14 protein-coding genes and 1 other RNA gene are annotated in these 14,206 nt (G+C 34.1%); 7 read left to right on the top strand and 8 right to left on the bottom strand.

Annotation, left to right across the window (positions count from 1 at the left end; translation table 11 throughout):
- Positions 1–20: 20 nt before the first annotated feature.
- From ABXQ82_RS10495 to ABXQ82_RS10480, 4 genes are all read left to right on the top strand, one after another.
- Positions 21–527: a hypothetical protein gene (locus tag ABXQ82_RS10495; protein ID WP_367058890.1), complete on the top strand. Its 507-nt coding sequence runs from the start codon at positions 21–23 to the stop codon at positions 525–527.
- Between the two features lie 7 nt (positions 528–534).
- Positions 535–1,266, top strand: a complete 732-nt coding sequence (locus ABXQ82_RS10490; RefSeq protein ID WP_367058887.1) for a hypothetical protein — start codon at positions 535–537, stop codon at positions 1,264–1,266.
- Positions 1,267–1,402: 136 nt separating this feature from the next.
- Positions 1,403–2,851, top strand: a complete 1,449-nt coding sequence (locus tag ABXQ82_RS10485; protein WP_367058884.1) for a glyceraldehyde-3-phosphate dehydrogenase — start codon at positions 1,403–1,405, stop codon at positions 2,849–2,851.
- A 140-nt stretch (positions 2,852–2,991) separates the two neighbouring features.
- Positions 2,992–3,612, top strand: a complete 621-nt coding sequence (locus tag ABXQ82_RS10480) for a tRNA (guanine-N1)-methyltransferase (RefSeq protein ID WP_367058881.1) — start codon at positions 2,992–2,994, stop codon at positions 3,610–3,612.
- Positions 3,613–3,739: 127 nt separating this feature from the next.
- Here ABXQ82_RS10480 and fsa read toward each other — a convergent pair whose 3' ends face one another.
- The 5 genes from fsa to ffs all read right to left on the bottom strand — a co-directional run bounded on the left by fsa (position 3,740) and on the right by ffs (position 6,541).
- Positions 3,740–4,393, bottom strand: a complete 654-nt coding sequence (gene fsa, locus ABXQ82_RS10475) for a fructose-6-phosphate aldolase (RefSeq protein WP_367058878.1) — start codon at positions 4,391–4,393, stop codon at positions 3,740–3,742.
- 236 nt (positions 4,394–4,629) lie between these two features.
- Positions 4,630–4,953: a hypothetical protein gene (locus ABXQ82_RS10470; protein ID WP_367058875.1), complete on the bottom strand. Its 324-nt coding sequence runs from the start codon at positions 4,951–4,953 to the stop codon at positions 4,630–4,632.
- A gap of 65 nt (positions 4,954–5,018) precedes the next feature.
- The gene (locus ABXQ82_RS10465) at positions 5,019–5,447 is read right to left on the bottom strand and encodes a hypothetical protein (RefSeq protein ID WP_367058872.1); all 429 of its coding nucleotides are present in this window, start codon (positions 5,445–5,447) and stop codon (positions 5,019–5,021) included.
- Positions 5,448–5,489: 42 nt separating this feature from the next.
- Positions 5,490–6,293, bottom strand: coding sequence for an SDR family oxidoreductase (locus ABXQ82_RS10460; RefSeq protein ID WP_367058869.1), 804 nt, complete (start codon positions 6,291–6,293; stop codon positions 5,490–5,492).
- A 149-nt stretch (positions 6,294–6,442) separates the two neighbouring features.
- An RNA gene (gene ffs, locus ABXQ82_RS10455) (signal recognition particle sRNA small type) lies at positions 6,443–6,541 on the bottom strand.
- 88 nt (positions 6,542–6,629) lie between these two features.
- Between ffs and ABXQ82_RS10450 the strand changes: the two genes are divergently transcribed.
- The 3 genes from ABXQ82_RS10450 (at position 6,630) to ABXQ82_RS10440 (ending at position 10,081) form a co-directional block, all read left to right on the top strand.
- Entirely contained in the window at positions 6,630–7,664 is a 1,035-nt protein-coding gene (locus ABXQ82_RS10450; RefSeq protein ID WP_367058866.1) for a glutaminyl-peptide cyclotransferase, read from the top strand.
- 87 nt (positions 7,665–7,751) lie between these two features.
- Positions 7,752–9,056 carry a cytochrome ubiquinol oxidase subunit I gene (locus tag ABXQ82_RS10445; RefSeq protein WP_367058863.1) on the top strand — a complete coding sequence of 435 codons (1,305 nt, stop codon included), beginning with the start codon at positions 7,752–7,754 and terminating at the stop codon, positions 9,054–9,056.
- A 2-nt stretch (positions 9,057–9,058) separates the two neighbouring features.
- Entirely contained in the window at positions 9,059–10,081 is a 1,023-nt protein-coding gene (locus ABXQ82_RS10440) for a cytochrome d ubiquinol oxidase subunit II (RefSeq protein ID WP_367058860.1), read from the top strand.
- Here the strand turns inward: ABXQ82_RS10440 and ABXQ82_RS10435 are convergent.
- The 3 genes from ABXQ82_RS10435 to ABXQ82_RS10425 form a co-directional block, all read right to left on the bottom strand.
- Positions 10,078–10,746: an HAD family hydrolase gene (locus tag ABXQ82_RS10435; protein ID WP_367058857.1), complete on the bottom strand. Its 669-nt coding sequence runs from the start codon at positions 10,744–10,746 to the stop codon at positions 10,078–10,080. The genes ABXQ82_RS10440 and ABXQ82_RS10435 overlap by 4 nt on opposite strands.
- A complete protein-coding gene (locus tag ABXQ82_RS10430; protein ID WP_367058854.1) occupies positions 10,730–11,698 on the bottom strand; it encodes an ATP-grasp domain-containing protein in 969 nt (322 codons plus the stop codon). Before ABXQ82_RS10430 ends, ABXQ82_RS10435 begins: the two co-directional genes overlap by 17 nt.
- A 269-nt stretch (positions 11,699–11,967) precedes the next feature.
- The gene (locus ABXQ82_RS10425) at positions 11,968–14,202 is read right to left on the bottom strand and encodes a TonB-dependent receptor (protein WP_367058851.1); all 2,235 of its coding nucleotides are present in this window, start codon (positions 14,200–14,202) and stop codon (positions 11,968–11,970) included.
- Positions 14,203–14,206: the final 4 nt, after the last annotated feature.

The following is a 14,206-nucleotide window of genomic DNA, read 5'->3' as shown; positions in this document are numbered from 1 at the left end:
CTTCTTAGAAAAACTATAACATGACCAACTTAAAAAACAAAGCAGTTATTTTACTAAGTGCTTTTCTCCTCTCCTCCTGTATCTATTTTGGAGGACCTGATGACGAATTTGAATATAATAGTAAGTATGAGCCTGTTCTCGTAAAACGGGAAAATTTCAGTAGTTCAGTTGAACTTTTGAGTCCTCAAACCCAAAAATTAATGGGTAAAATTTACGTAAAAGACAACTATTTATTTATTAGTGAACCCCATAAAGGATTTCATATTTATGATAATTCAAACCCATCTTCCCCAATTAAACTTAAATTCTTGAAGGTTTTGGGATCATCAGATGTTTCAATAAAAAGTGATGTTCTGTATATAAATAATGCGGTGGATCTAATTGCTCTCACATTTAAAAACGATTTTAGCGGTGTAACGGTCACAAAAAGGGTAGAAAACGTTTTCCCGGAAATGGTATCTCCAGATGGTTATTATGCCATCAAATCATCAGACGAAGTTGTAGTAGATTGGAAACTTAAAAATTAATGCTGTCATGAAAAAATTCACTTTTATATGTATGTTGCTCACCATTTTATCATGTGATAACGATAGCGACACCAACAATTCCCAGACCGATACTGGACAAGGTGGTTCTTTAGCAAGATTCACAATTTTAAACGATTACCTATATACTGTTGATGACCAATCTCTAAATGTTTTCAATATCAGCACAAAAACAAATCCTGTTTTAGTGAACAAGCCTTTTATTGGTTTTAATATTGAAACTTTGGTAAGCTATAAAGATTACCTATATATAGGTTCGAGGAATGGGATGTTTATTTATGAAACATCAAACCCTGAAGATCCTAAACAACTAAGCTCAGTTCAACATTTTACGGCGTGCGACCCAGTAATTGCTAACGATACGCATGCCTTTGTTACCTTGGATGCTAGCTTAGGTTGTGGTAGAAATGTTAGTGCCTTACAAATTTATGACCTTGAAAGCATCACTTCGCCTGTGTTAATTTCACAACGGAATCTTATTGCACCAAAAGGTATGGGACTTTATGGTAATTTCTTATTTGTTTGTGATGATGAAGTTAAAATATTCGATATATCCGATCCGAAAGCATCAAAACTTGTTCATAGTATTGATGTGAATTCATTTGATGTCATCATCCAAAACAATCATCTAATACTAGTTGGCAATAGCCAATTATTTCAATATGCGTTAAACGCTTCAGATATAAAAGAAAGTCAACTTTTAAGTGAAATCAGTATTTAAAATAACTAGTCACAAACATTAATGTACCAATAAAAACAAACCCTTCTAGCCAAGGGTTATTTTTTTGTTAAAACACATTACGAAAACGTTTGAATTATGATACTTTTGCAAAATCAAAACAACTAAACCTGTAAAAATGTCTGCAAACGGAACTTATGAAAAAGAGTTGGCTTTTCAAGCAAACCTTAGAAAAGCAACGGTCGAATTTATTAAAACTGTAAGCGACCTATGGTATGACAAATCTATTGAATTGGTCATTTTTAAAAATCAGCTTATTGATAAAAACATAAGTGAGATTTTAAATTTACACCAATACGCAGGCAAATTTGTGGAAAAACCCATTTCAATCTTTGATTCTGTAGAAATTGCACAAGCCATTAAGCAACTCAAAATTCCACCTGCAAAATTAGACATTGGGAAACTAGCGTATGAGTTTCGTCTGGATGAAGGTAAATATAGTAATGCGTTAAACTTTGTTGCTAAAAAAACTAAAGATGCACATAAAACCAAAAGCATCCAACCAAAAAATATTGTGCTTTATGGTTTTGGAAGAATTGGACGATTGGTTGCCAGAGAACTTATGGCTAGAACAGGAAAAGGGAGCCAGCTTCGTTTGCGTGCCATAGTTACTAGAGGCGAAATAAATGCAGAAATACTTGAAAAAAGAGCTGCATTATTACGCAACGATTCCATACATGGGGAATTCTCTGGAACTGTAAATATTGATGTGGATAATAGTTGCCTAATTATTAACGGTACTACGGTAAAATTGATATCGGCAAATAATCCTGAGGAAATAGATTATACCAAGCATAATATAAAAGACGCCTTGGTTATTGATAATACTGGTGCTTTTAGAGATAAAGAAGCTTTATCTAGGCATCTAAAATCTAAGGGTGTGGACAAGGTTTTATTAACTGCTCCAGGGAAAGGTGTTCCGAATATTGTACATGGCGTTAACCATTTGGAGCACGATCCCGACAAAGTTGATATATTTTCTGCGGCATCCTGCACCACCAATGCTATTACGCCCATATTAAAAATTATTGAAGATTCGTTTGGTGTAAAAAGCGGTCATTTAGAAACCATCCATGCCTATACCAACGATCAAAATTTGGTGGATAACTTTCATAAAAAGTACCGTCGTGGTCGTGCGGCTAGTTTAAATATGGTCATTACCGAAACTGGAGCTGGAAGTGCCGTTGCAAAGGCTTTGCCAAGTTTAGAGGGTAAATTAACATCAAATGCCATACGTGTTCCTGTACCCAATGGCTCGTTGGCTATTTTAAATTTGGAGTTGAACAAAAAAACTTCTGTTGCAGAAATGAATGCCACTTTAAAAGAATATGCCTTAGAAGGCAATTTAGTGGAACAGATTAAATATGAATTGAGCGATGAACTGGTTTCTAGCGACATCGTAGGCTGTTCTGCGCCATCAATTTACGATAGCAAAGCAACTATTGTAAGGTCTGACGGAAAAAATGCCATTCTTTATGTTTGGTATGATAACGAATACGGTTATAGCCATCAAGTTATCAGGTTGGCAAAATATATTGCAAAAGTAAGACGTTATACATATTATTAGACGTCCAAATTTTTTGATTCATCGTATATAATCCAAAATAGCTTCACATTTATTTGTGAGGCTATTTATTAATTAAGCCTATAATTAAACTTTATTTTTTATTTTCGCAAAATCAAGTTAACCTATTTAAACACAACCAAATGAATTCCTTCAAATACTTAATTGCTTTAGTATTATTATCTACCTGTAGTTTATCTTTTTCTCAAACAGCTGAAGAACCTGAAACATTATCGCTTAATAGTGGCACCATTGACAGTCAGTTTGAGTATATTTTTAAAAAATCAGGTAATTTTAAAGGCACAAACGGACAACCTTATGAAGCGGTAAAACGCGTATGGTTATCTACATTAAGAAATCATGTTAATGATTCTTTAAAAAAAATCCGTAAAGATTTGGGCGATACGCAAGCTATTGTTGAAACCCAAGCAAAAGAAATTTCAGAATTAAAAACCAATCTATCTAAAACGCAAGGTGATCTTGAAACTACTAATAGCGAAAAAGACAGCATGTCTTTATTTGGTTTACAAATGAGTAAATCCGGGTATAACACGTTACTATGGAGTATTATAGCTGGTTTATTGGCTTTTCTACTTTTCTTCATATATAAATTCAAAAATAGTAATGCTGTTACAAGACAAGCAAAACAAAATCTTGAGGAAATAGAAGAAGAATTTGAAGAACACAGAAAAACTGCCCTGGATCGTGAGCAAAAAGTGAGACGTCAATTACAAGACGAAATCAATAAGCAGAAGAAAGGTTAGAATATTAAAATTCCAAAAAAGACAAATTTGCCTACTGGCAGGAACTAAATTCCGAAAACATTATAAAATTAAAAATGCTCAAAATCAATTTGATTTTGAGCATTTTTTTATGGGAAAGAATTAAATTTTAGTTTCCTTTTTTATAATCAGCTAAAAACTTAGCCAAACCAATATCAGTTAAAGGATGTTTTAACAAGCCTTCAATCGAACTTAATGGGCCAGTCATCACATCTGCTCCAAGTTTGGCGCAGTCAATCACGTGCATTGTATGACGTACAGATGCAGCTAAAATTTGCGTTTCGAAACCGTAGTTATCATAAATATGACGAATTTCGGCAATTAAGTTCAAACCATCAGTTGAAATATCATCCAAACGACCAATAAACGGAGACACATAAGTAGCGCCTGCCTTTGCTGCCAATAAGGCTTGCCCAGGAGAAAACACCAGCGTCACATTAGTCTTAACTCCTTTACCAGAAAAGTATTTACACGCTTTAACGCCATCCTTAATCATTGGCAATTTAACCACAATTTGGTCGTGCAGTTCTGCCAAGGCCTCACCCTCTCTTACCATACCTTCAAAATCAGTAGCGATCACTTCAGCACTCACATCACCGTCCACAATGTTGCAAATATCAACATAGTGTTTCATAATATTATCGTGCCCTGTAATGCCTTCTTTGGCCATTAAAGATGGGTTTGTAGTTACGCCATCTAAAACCCCCATATCTTGGGCGTCTTTTATTTGGTCTAGGTTTGCGGTGTCAATAAAAAATTTCATTATTTAAAAATTATATAGATTGTACTTCATTATTTTGAGTGTTACCCAAGGGTCGGGCTATCCACTATATCTTTTTTATGTGTTCTCGATATATTTTGCTCATCCTTCGCAAAACACTCGAACAGACATAAAAAAGGATGCCGCTTCTTTCCCTAACGCAGCGAATTTACAACATTATGGCTGTGACTTGATTAAGTTAAGATAAAATCTATTAACAAGTTGCTAAAAGTTTTCGACTATTTTTCTACAGGAAGAAATAAATATTCTTTGGAGTTTGTTTTATCTGTAACAATTAATGTATCATTTAAAAATAATTTATGAAACTTTTTATCAGAAATCCTAACATCCTTAATATAAAGTTCATGGTCAAAGTGGGTATCGTAAGTCATCATTCCACATCTGTTACCTGCTATTGTTTTCGAACAGAATTCAATATCTAAATGCGCTCCATCAGAATACAGAAACCTTTTATTTCTCGGTGTACAAAACACATTAATATACTTAAAATCAAAATTATCATAAGCCTGATAACAATGTCCATGTGGCGCAGGAAGCGGCATTAGTAAACATGATTTAAAACTCAAGATAGTGAGTAAAATCAAACTATATTTTAGAAGTTTGATTATCATCTTATAGTCAAGATATAATTCTTAGAAACATTTTCTTCACACAAACCATCACAGTCATTTAATTCGTTTTCGCAGTCTTCGTAATAATCATTAGTCTGCTCAACATAAAGGCTTATTGTAAAATTAAATCTACCTCTTTCTAATGGTCTCCCTTGAATAATAACATCTCTATAATCAAAAATAATAGAGATCCCTTTGGGTAAATCGCCGTGAAAACTGAAATCATAATAATACCTATTATCATAAGGTTCATTTTTAATTTCTGAGGTTATCTTATCAAAATAATCTTGGTGTATATTGCCTTCTACCAACCTATTGTCAGATAACACAGGTTTCCTATTTATAATACACTCTAAAATATCTTGACAACTTGTTACAACAAAAAACAGTGAAAAAACTGAAAGAAAGAGGACTTTTTTATACATATGAGCATTTTTGTGGATAAGGCACAAATAGCATACCAAAAGCTACAATTTATAATGCTTCATCAACATTTTTTCATAAACGGTATCCGGTAAGATGCGCTTTAAAACAATAGAAAATTTCTGCATAAACTCCCCTACTTTATAATGTCCTTTTGGTTTGTTCGTATTAATTATTTTATAAACCGCTTTCGCCATCATATCAGGATCGCTACCAGAATCTACATGCTCATTCATTAGTTCTAAAGTCTGTCCGTAAGATGCTTTGTATGGAGAATCTTCTTTTAAAGGTGCATGGTATCTTCCTGCTGCAATATTGGTGGAAAAATCTCCCGGAGCTACGTTTGTCATTTCAATATTAAATGCTTTCAGTTCCATCCTAAAAGCTTCGGTTAAAAGCTCTAAAGCACCTTTGCTCGCACTATAAATACCGCGATATGGTAGTCCCATATAGCCCGCAATGGATGTAATATTTAAAATTAAACCAGAATTTTGAGCTCTCATTTGTGGCAATACCGCTTTAATCACATTTATAGGGCCGAAAAAATTTGTATCGAAATTTGCCTTAATTTCTTCTTCTGGAATTTCTTCAATAGGGCCGGTTATACCTGCTCCGGCATTATTGATTAATACGTCTAGTCGTCCTTCTGCCTTAATAACAGACTGTACCGCATTATTAATGGTAACAGTATTTTTAACATCCAGTTCTAATAATGAAAATAGGCTGTTTTTATAATTCTTGGGATTTCTACTTGTGCCGTAAACCGTATAGCCTTTTTGGTGTAAAAATTCGCCAATGGATTTTCCTATTCCTGAAGAACCTCCCGTTATTAAAACAACTTTAGACATAATGGATTAAATTACAAAAACAAAGCACCAAAATACAACAATAAATTAATGAGATCCCTCCCGATAATTATCGGGATTCGTGGGAATGTGCAATAAACTAAAAAATCTTGATGCGCCAAAGCTTTCAAGATTTAAGTTTATTGTACAAAAAAAGGCAAGCTACCTACATCACACCGCTACGACCATTTACCTTTGCTGCGTTCCCGCCCTGGAGGATTCAACAGGAGCTGGTTGTGTAGGACTTGCCAGCTACAAAGATACAATCTTTTAAAATTTTCACAATGATTTTTTAAACCGATTTTAAATAAATATATTCGAATAAAATTATTCATTATAATGAAAACATATAAACATCTCACTTTCATCATCTTATTATTGGTCATGGTTTCCTGTGGGTCGAATTCTGGTAAGCGAAAAAACTATTTCAACATTAAAACCAATGCCGAAAAGGGAAATATCTCTGTAAGTGAAACATTAAAATTGTCTTTAGAGAACAAAAAAAGCTATAAGATTGATTCTGTTGTTTATAAAATAAATGGTAAACGAATTTCAGATAACTTCAATTTAAATGATCATAAATTAGGCAAGCACACTATAGAAGCCTTAGTCTATTTTAATGAAGATGACACACAAGCAGTAACATCATCAATTACTATTTTAAATAATGAGCCTCCAAAAATTTTCAACTATAAGATTATTAATGAGTACCCCCATGATATCACGTCTTACACACAAGGTTTAGAATTTCATAATGGCTATTTATATGAAAGTACAGGGCAGAAAAAAGAATCTAAATTGCGAAAAGTAGATTATAAGACTGGTAAGGTTCTTAAAAATATTGATCTGGCCGATGCTTATTTTGGAGAAGGTCTGACCATTTTAAACGATAAGATTTATCAATTAACATGGCAAGCCAATACAGGTTTTGTTTACGATGTGAATTCTTTTAAAAAAATAAATAGTTTTAAATACGGAAAAAGTAAAGAAGGCTGGGGATTAGCGCACAACGACACTCACATTTATAAAAGTGATGGTACAGAAAATATCTGGTTGTTAAATCCAGAGACTTTAGTTGAAGAAGATAAGATTCAAGTATATACCAACAAGGGAAAAATTATAGGTATCAACGAAATGGAATGGGTTGACGGAAAAATTTATGCCAACCGCTATCAGAAAAATGGTGTTGCCATTATCAACCCCAAAAACGGAGCGGTTGAAGCTGTTATAGATTTTACGCCACTAAAAAGCAAAGTTACCCAACACGAAAAACTGGATGTGCTAAACGGCATTGCTTATAACCCAGACACTAAAACTATTTTTGTGACTGGAAAACGCTGGGATAAATTGTTTGAGGTTGACATTATTAAGTAGTAAAAAAACATCGAATTAAGTGTTGATATACTCGCAAAATAAAGCTTTATAAAGTATCTTTGTAAGACACTTTAAAGCTTGTTTTTTATGGACAATCTTGATGCCGCGAGACTTCAAATGGCATTCTCTTTAATGTTTCACATTGTATTTGCATGCATTGGCATGGTCATGCCTTTTTTTATGATAGTTGCGCATAAAAAATGGTTAAACACTAGAAATCCTATTTATTTAAAATTGACTAAATCTTGGCAAAAAGGTGTTGCCATTTTTTTTGTAGTCGGTGCTGTTTCTGGTACTGCGCTATCTTTTGAATTGGGCTTATTATGGCCAGAATTCATGAAACATGCGGGGCCAATTATAGGCATGCCCTTTTCATTAGAAGGCGCTGCTTTTTTTGTTGAGGCTATTGCGTTGGGGTTTTACCTCTATGGTTGGGATAAAATTTCTGAAAAATTCCATTGGTTTACAGGTATAATTGTTGGTATAGCCGGCGTTGCTTCAGGTATTTTAGTGGTTTCGGCCAATGGGTGGATGAATGCGCCTTCTGGTTTTGATTATATAAACGGGGAATTCTTAAACATTGATCCTATAAAAGCATTATTGAATCCTGCTTGGTTTACGCAAGCACTCCATATGACGCTTGCTGCTTTTACTGCCACAGGTTTTGCGGTTGCCGGTGTTCATGCGTATCAGGTTTATAAAAAACGTCAGGTAGAACTTCATAAAAAAGCGTTTAAAATCGCGATCACCTTTGGTGCTGTCGCTGCCATTTTACAACCTATAAGTGGCGATCTTTCCGCTAAGGATATTGCTGAACGCCAACCTGTAAAATTAGCAGCTATGGAGGCACATTATGAAACTTCCAAAGGTGCTCCTTTATATATTGGTGGGATTGTAGATACTGAAACTCAAGAAGTATCTTATAAAATCAAAATTCCTAAAGCCTTATCGTTCTTGGCTTTTGGCGATTTTGATGCTGAAGTGAAGGGCTTAAATGATTTTCCAGAAGATGTGAGACCAAATGTGGCTATTGTGCATTATGCATTTCAAATTATGGTGGGCATCGGTACTTTATTACTGTTCATTGGACTTATGTTTTTTATAAGTTTGAAACGAAAACAATGGTGGGACAACAGTAAATTTTGGCTCTTATTTGTTGCCCTCGCTCCCATGGGTTTTATAGCCCTAGAAGCAGGTTGGGTTGTGACTGAAGTTGGCAGGCAACCTTGGATTATTCATAATATCATGAGAACTAAAGATGCTGTTACCCCAATGCCCGGAATGGTGTACAGTTTTTATATGTATGTTATTTTATACTCAATTTTAGCAATTGCAGTAATATGGCTTATGGGACGACAGATAAAATCATTAAATAACTCTCAACTCGATTAGATATGCTGTATGTTGTTTTATTCTTTTTAATGGTGTCGTTATTACTCTATGTATTACTTGCTGGTGCAGATTTTGGAGCAGGAATTATAGAGTTGTTTTCATCTAAAAAAAACAGACAAATCACCAAGAAAACCGTGTATCGGGTTATTGGTCCGGTTTGGGAGGCCAATCATATTTGGATTATTATAATTTTAGTGATTCTCTGGGTTGGGTTTCCTGAATTTTATAATGTAATAGTGGTGTATTTACATATTCCCCTAACGCTTATTTTATTAGGCATTACCCTCAGAGGTGTATCATTTGTATTTAGACATTATGATGCTTATAAGGACAAATCCCAAATTCTTTACGATTGGATGTTTAGACTATCGAGCTTGCTCACGCCTTTATTTTTAGGAATGACTTTTGGAGCCATGGTTTCTGGCAAAATAGTGATCACAGATAATTATGCTACAACTACCTTTTACAACATATTTATCAATCCTTGGTTAAATGGGTTTTCAATTTTAGTTGGGTTGTTTTTCACAGCATTATGCAGTTTTTTGGCTGCCGTTTTATTAATTGGTGAAGCTAGTGATTCAGAAAGAAAACTTTATGTTAAAAAGGCGGGAGTGGCTAACCTTGCCGTAATAATTATTGGCTTTCTAGTGTTGAGTTTTGGATTTATAAACACTATTGCCTTTGTTACTGATTTTATAAAAAACCCTTATGCTATTGGTTTGGTTGTGCTATCAGCTCTATTAATTTTCCCATTAATCCAAAGTATTAAAAAAGCTAAAAAAGTGAGCAGTCGCTTTTTAGCAGGAACACAAGTGGTGCTTATATTGTTTGCCGCCATACTCGCGCACTACCCTAACCTTTTAATTACTGCGGATAGTGAAATGAGTATTATTGAAGCTGCTTCTACAGAAAAAGTCATTGAAGTTCTAGGAATTTCTTTAATTATAGGTGGCGCGGTAATTCTACCTGGGTTATTCCATCTTTTTAAGTCTTTTAAAATGATAAAAGCTTTGGATCAAGATTAACCTATTAGTTTGATCAAGCCGCTAAATTCATCGATGGTTTTTGCTGGCAAATAATCTTTATTCAAACTAAAGTTTTGTTTGTGAATATTATGACCATTATCTAACACACAAACTGAAGTCCAACCCAATTTATTAGGCGAAACAAAATCTTTTGAAGTATTATCGCCAATATAGAAATAGTGCCCTTTTCCGAATTGTTTTTCAAAATGTAAATAGTTGTTTTTATTTGGCTTTTCAGTTCCAAATTCTTCTGAAATTATTATTTCCTCAAAATAATGTTCAATTTCTAAAGCAATGATTTTACTGCGTTGTTGTTTTGAACGCCCATCGGTAAGCAAGCCCATTTTGATTCCAGAAGATTTAAGACCATCAAAAACTGCCTTTCTTCCTTCTAACAATGTAATTTTAGGCTGATGGTTTCTGTATAAACTCACTAAATCTGAAATAGTGTTTTTTGATTTGTAGTGTTTAAGAATGCCATCAAAAACATTAGACTTATTATGATACAAATCTAGCATTCTATCAAAAACTTCAATTTGATTTGCTTTTGAATCCTGGGAAATTTGTTGTGCTATTTCTGAAAAAGCAGATTTTAGATAATCTATCTCATTAAATAACGTGTCGTCTAAATCAAAGATTACAATTGGATTATTCTGTGTGGTCATGAACTAAAACTTCTGTGTCATATCTAAGCATCAAAAGGTTTTCTTCCCAATCGTTAAAAACCTCTATTTCTTTGTTCAATAAATATTCTTCAATCATCCATTTAGGAAAATTGCCCCCTGCCAGATAAGTTAAAGGATATCCACCACCAAAACGAGCATTTATTTCGATACCCCTAATTTCGTCGTTCTCCTTATGCTTAAAAAACTGGAAAATCACACATCCTCTTGCCCCCTCTAAAGTGGCTAATTTCTGTTTAATATAATCTAGAACAGCGTCTTTTTTAGTAATTGCTTTACTAACCTCTCCACCTCTGACTTCAATTCTTTTTCTCGGTACAGCCGTTTTTAAAACACCGTTTTTATCATAGTACAAATCACAGGTATATTCCTCGTAAAGGTCGTGATCTAGATATTCAAAAAACAAGAATTTATCATCTGAAAAATGTTTTTTAGAAAAATCGTTTTCAGTTTTTATAATAAAGTTATCAATGCTGCAGCTACCATTTATCGGTTTAATATATACTGGTAATTTATAATTATCCTTAGCATATATTCGTCCAGTCTCAATTCCTATTTTATCAAAAAAATCTTGGGTAGTTACCTTACTTTCAGAAACTTCTACAAGACTTAAATCTGAAATCACTACAGCAATTCCGCGGTCATCAAATTGCTTTTTGTGTCTCGCCAGCACAGATAATTCTGTATCCAAGGTTGGAACTATTAATTTGACATCGTTATGGATACAGATGTCCAATAACTTTTCTATATAGTCCTTCCCTGTTACTTTGCTTATATCAAAAGACTTATCTGCAATTTGAGCCGCAGCAGACAAATCCGTTCTATTATCCGCAACAAAAACCTTTGATTCTGGAAAAATCTTAGTGAGTTCGTTTTTAAAGGCTTTAACTAGTGAGACTCTTCTCCCTCCAGAAGTAATTAAAACATTATTCATTTGTTTTGGTTTTAATCCAAATTTTGAAATTATTTTTCTTCAATAGTTAATAGCTTTTACGGGTTAAATATAACCATTTTGGAAGCACAAAAAATTCTTATTACGTTGTTTTCCTTAATATTTATGTTGAAATGCAGTAGTTCGATTAATTTTTAGGCTAGATGAATCTTGTTTTGAGGCCATCAAAATTGAATACAATAAACAAACCACTTAGTGCAAAAAACAAAACGCACCCATTTAATTAGGTGCGCTAATAAATTATAACATATCTAAAAAGATACCGCTACTTTTCCTCTTAAAAAGAACGGTGTACCTGGGGTAAAATGAATTTCTTCAACAGGATTAGGTTCATTGAACAATCTGCTCTCGGTTGCAAATTGGGTTTCGTTCCATTCGCTATCAAATAAATTTTCAACAATTACACCGAAAGTCCAGTTTTTGAGATTATAGTTTAAATTTAAATCGGTGATAAAATAGCCTTCGGCAACAATAGAATTATCTTCATTTGCAGGTCTATCATTAACAAAACGATAGCTTAAACCTCCCGAAAACCCAGAGAGATCCCTAAAATTCAAACCACCTGCCGAAGTTAAATCTGGAGCTAGAGGTATATAATCTTGCCCATCAGGTTCTTCAGTACTTCTTGCATGTGCATAGTTAATATCTGTATTAAAAAACAACCAATCTGCAATTTGATACCTTAAACCGAAATCAACACCATAGCGTGCTGTTTTTCCGCTGGGTTCTACAATACCTGCATCGCCTACATACACAAACTCCTGTTGTAAAAACAAACTCCATAAAGATGCATTAATTACCAATCTATCCATTGGTTTCATAACAGTTCCAATGTCTGTCCCAAAAGCCGTTGGCAATACTTTTTCCCCGCTGTTTGCTGTTACCACGCGAGAGTCGTTTGAGTGATAGCCTAAACCTGTTTTTACAAATAACTGCGTTTTTGGGGATGCTGCATAAATCACATTTAGTTTTGGGCTTAGCAGCACTTTATTTTCACTTTTACTATCATAAGTAGTTGCTAATAAATCTTCATAATCAAAGGTAAAATAGTCCAAACGTACGCCTGGGTTTAATGTCCAATCATTCGTTTTATATGTTAAATCTGCAAACGAAAACCCGTTAAGTTCATCTACGTTTCCAAAAGCCAATCGTTCTAGCAATTCTTTTCTGTTTTTTGTTTTAGACAATTGTACATCATTTACATCATCATAACGAAAACCAACACCAACTTGATATTTTAGTTGTTCATCATGATCAGCTAAATGAAATGATTGTTCATAGACGCTTTTTGCCCCAATAATGGTTCTATCCTCATATTGACGAATTTGATCTGCATTTACAGGATCTTCCAAGAAAAATGTAAAGTTTGAAAACAGTTCAAAATCATAATTTGAAATATATGCTGTTGATTTTAAACTTGCATGTTCATCGATATGCTTGATATGATTCATCCAAATATTTGTTCTACTTGTATTGCCTCCTTCGGTATCATCGATCGCTCCAAACCGACCTATTTGTCCACTTTCAACAGCACGCACCGGTATTTGTCCCGAAGCATCCCATTTACTTTGAAAATGTGAAAGGGATAGATTAAACTCCTGATCCTCAAAATTATTATAGTTGTACTTCCCCATGATATTTAAACGGTTAAAGTTTTGTGGAGACTCAAATACACCATCGGTGAGGTTCATTTCACTAGCTATGTAGGCATTGCTATTTTCTCCGTCCCAAATTTTAATCATGCTCATGGCGCGAAGGGTGTTAAATTGTCCAGCTTCAACAGAGATTACATTTTTATCAATAGTATTTTTAGTTTTGATATCAACATAACCGGCAGTATTAAAGTTGCCCTTATCGGCGTAGTAAGACCCTTTACCAAAATCGAGATTATCAATGGTTTCTGGAATTATAAAGTGCATGTCGGCATAGCCTTGTCCGTGTGCATGGGATACCATATTTACTGGCATACCATCAACATCAATAGCGATATCCGTTCCGTGGTCAATATCAAAACCTCTTAAGAATATTTGTTCTGCTTTTCCGCCACCAGCATGCTGACCGATAATCAATCCTGGTATTTTTCTAAGAATTTCCTGTGAAGATTTTACGGGACTTGTTTTTAAATCTACATTTAAAAACGTACTCAAAACATTTACTTTTGATACTATTAAAACTTGTTCTAACGATGCAGAGGATATTTCCATGATGATCTTTACAGTACCGTCTAAATGGGATTCGTTAATTGTAAGCTCATAATTTTTATACCCCAATTGATAAAAATAAATGATATCGTTTACCGAAATATCATCGAGCTCAAAATAGCCCGATACATTGGTGTACGTGTAAGCACCAGTTGTTTTATTATAAACCCCTACGCCCTGTAAAGGTTTTTCATTTTCTTCTGAAATTACTGTTCCGCTTAGTTCGTGGGCGTTTAAAGTACCAACAACCAATAAAAGCAAAAACAGAACTATATATGTTTTCATGTTT

The organism is Algibacter sp. 2305UL17-15 (assembly GCF_040720935.1).
Lineage (GTDB): Bacteria > Bacteroidota > Bacteroidia > Flavobacteriales > Flavobacteriaceae > Jejuia.
The sequence above is the reverse complement of the archived record's forward strand: the minus strand, read 5'-3'. Positions and strand labels throughout refer to the sequence as shown.

Coding starts and splice junctions, on each gene's coding strand:
- ABXQ82_RS10465 (WP_367058872.1), bottom strand. CDS start 5,447: ATGTATAAAAAAGTCCTCTTTCTTTCAGTTTTTTCACTGTTTTTTGTT.
- ABXQ82_RS10485 (WP_367058884.1), top strand. CDS start 1,403: ATGTCTGCAAACGGAACTTATGAAAAAGAGTTGGCTTTTCAAGCAAAC.
- fsa (WP_367058878.1), bottom strand. CDS start 4,393: ATGAAATTTTTTATTGACACCGCAAACCTAGACCAAATAAAAGACGCC.
- ABXQ82_RS10425 (WP_367058851.1), bottom strand. CDS start 14,202: ATGAAAACATATATAGTTCTGTTTTTGCTTTTATTGGTTGTTGGTACT.
- ABXQ82_RS10470 (WP_367058875.1), bottom strand. CDS start 4,953: ATGCCGCTTCCTGCGCCACATGGACATTGTTATCAGGCTTATGATAAT.
- ABXQ82_RS10450 (WP_367058866.1), top strand. CDS start 6,630: ATGAAAACATATAAACATCTCACTTTCATCATCTTATTATTGGTCATG.
- ABXQ82_RS10445 (WP_367058863.1), top strand. CDS start 7,752: ATGGACAATCTTGATGCCGCGAGACTTCAAATGGCATTCTCTTTAATG.
- ABXQ82_RS10480 (WP_367058881.1), top strand. CDS start 2,992: ATGAATTCCTTCAAATACTTAATTGCTTTAGTATTATTATCTACCTGT.
- ABXQ82_RS10430 (WP_367058854.1), bottom strand. CDS start 11,698: ATGAATAATGTTTTAATTACTTCTGGAGGGAGAAGAGTCTCACTAGTT.
- ABXQ82_RS10490 (WP_367058887.1), top strand. CDS start 535: ATGAAAAAATTCACTTTTATATGTATGTTGCTCACCATTTTATCATGT.
- ABXQ82_RS10435 (WP_367058857.1), bottom strand. CDS start 10,746: ATGACCACACAGAATAATCCAATTGTAATCTTTGATTTAGACGACACG.
- ABXQ82_RS10440 (WP_367058860.1), top strand. CDS start 9,059: ATGCTGTATGTTGTTTTATTCTTTTTAATGGTGTCGTTATTACTCTAT.
- ABXQ82_RS10460 (WP_367058869.1), bottom strand. CDS start 6,293: ATGTCTAAAGTTGTTTTAATAACGGGAGGTTCTTCAGGAATAGGAAAA.
- ABXQ82_RS10495 (WP_367058890.1), top strand. CDS start 21: ATGACCAACTTAAAAAACAAAGCAGTTATTTTACTAAGTGCTTTTCTC.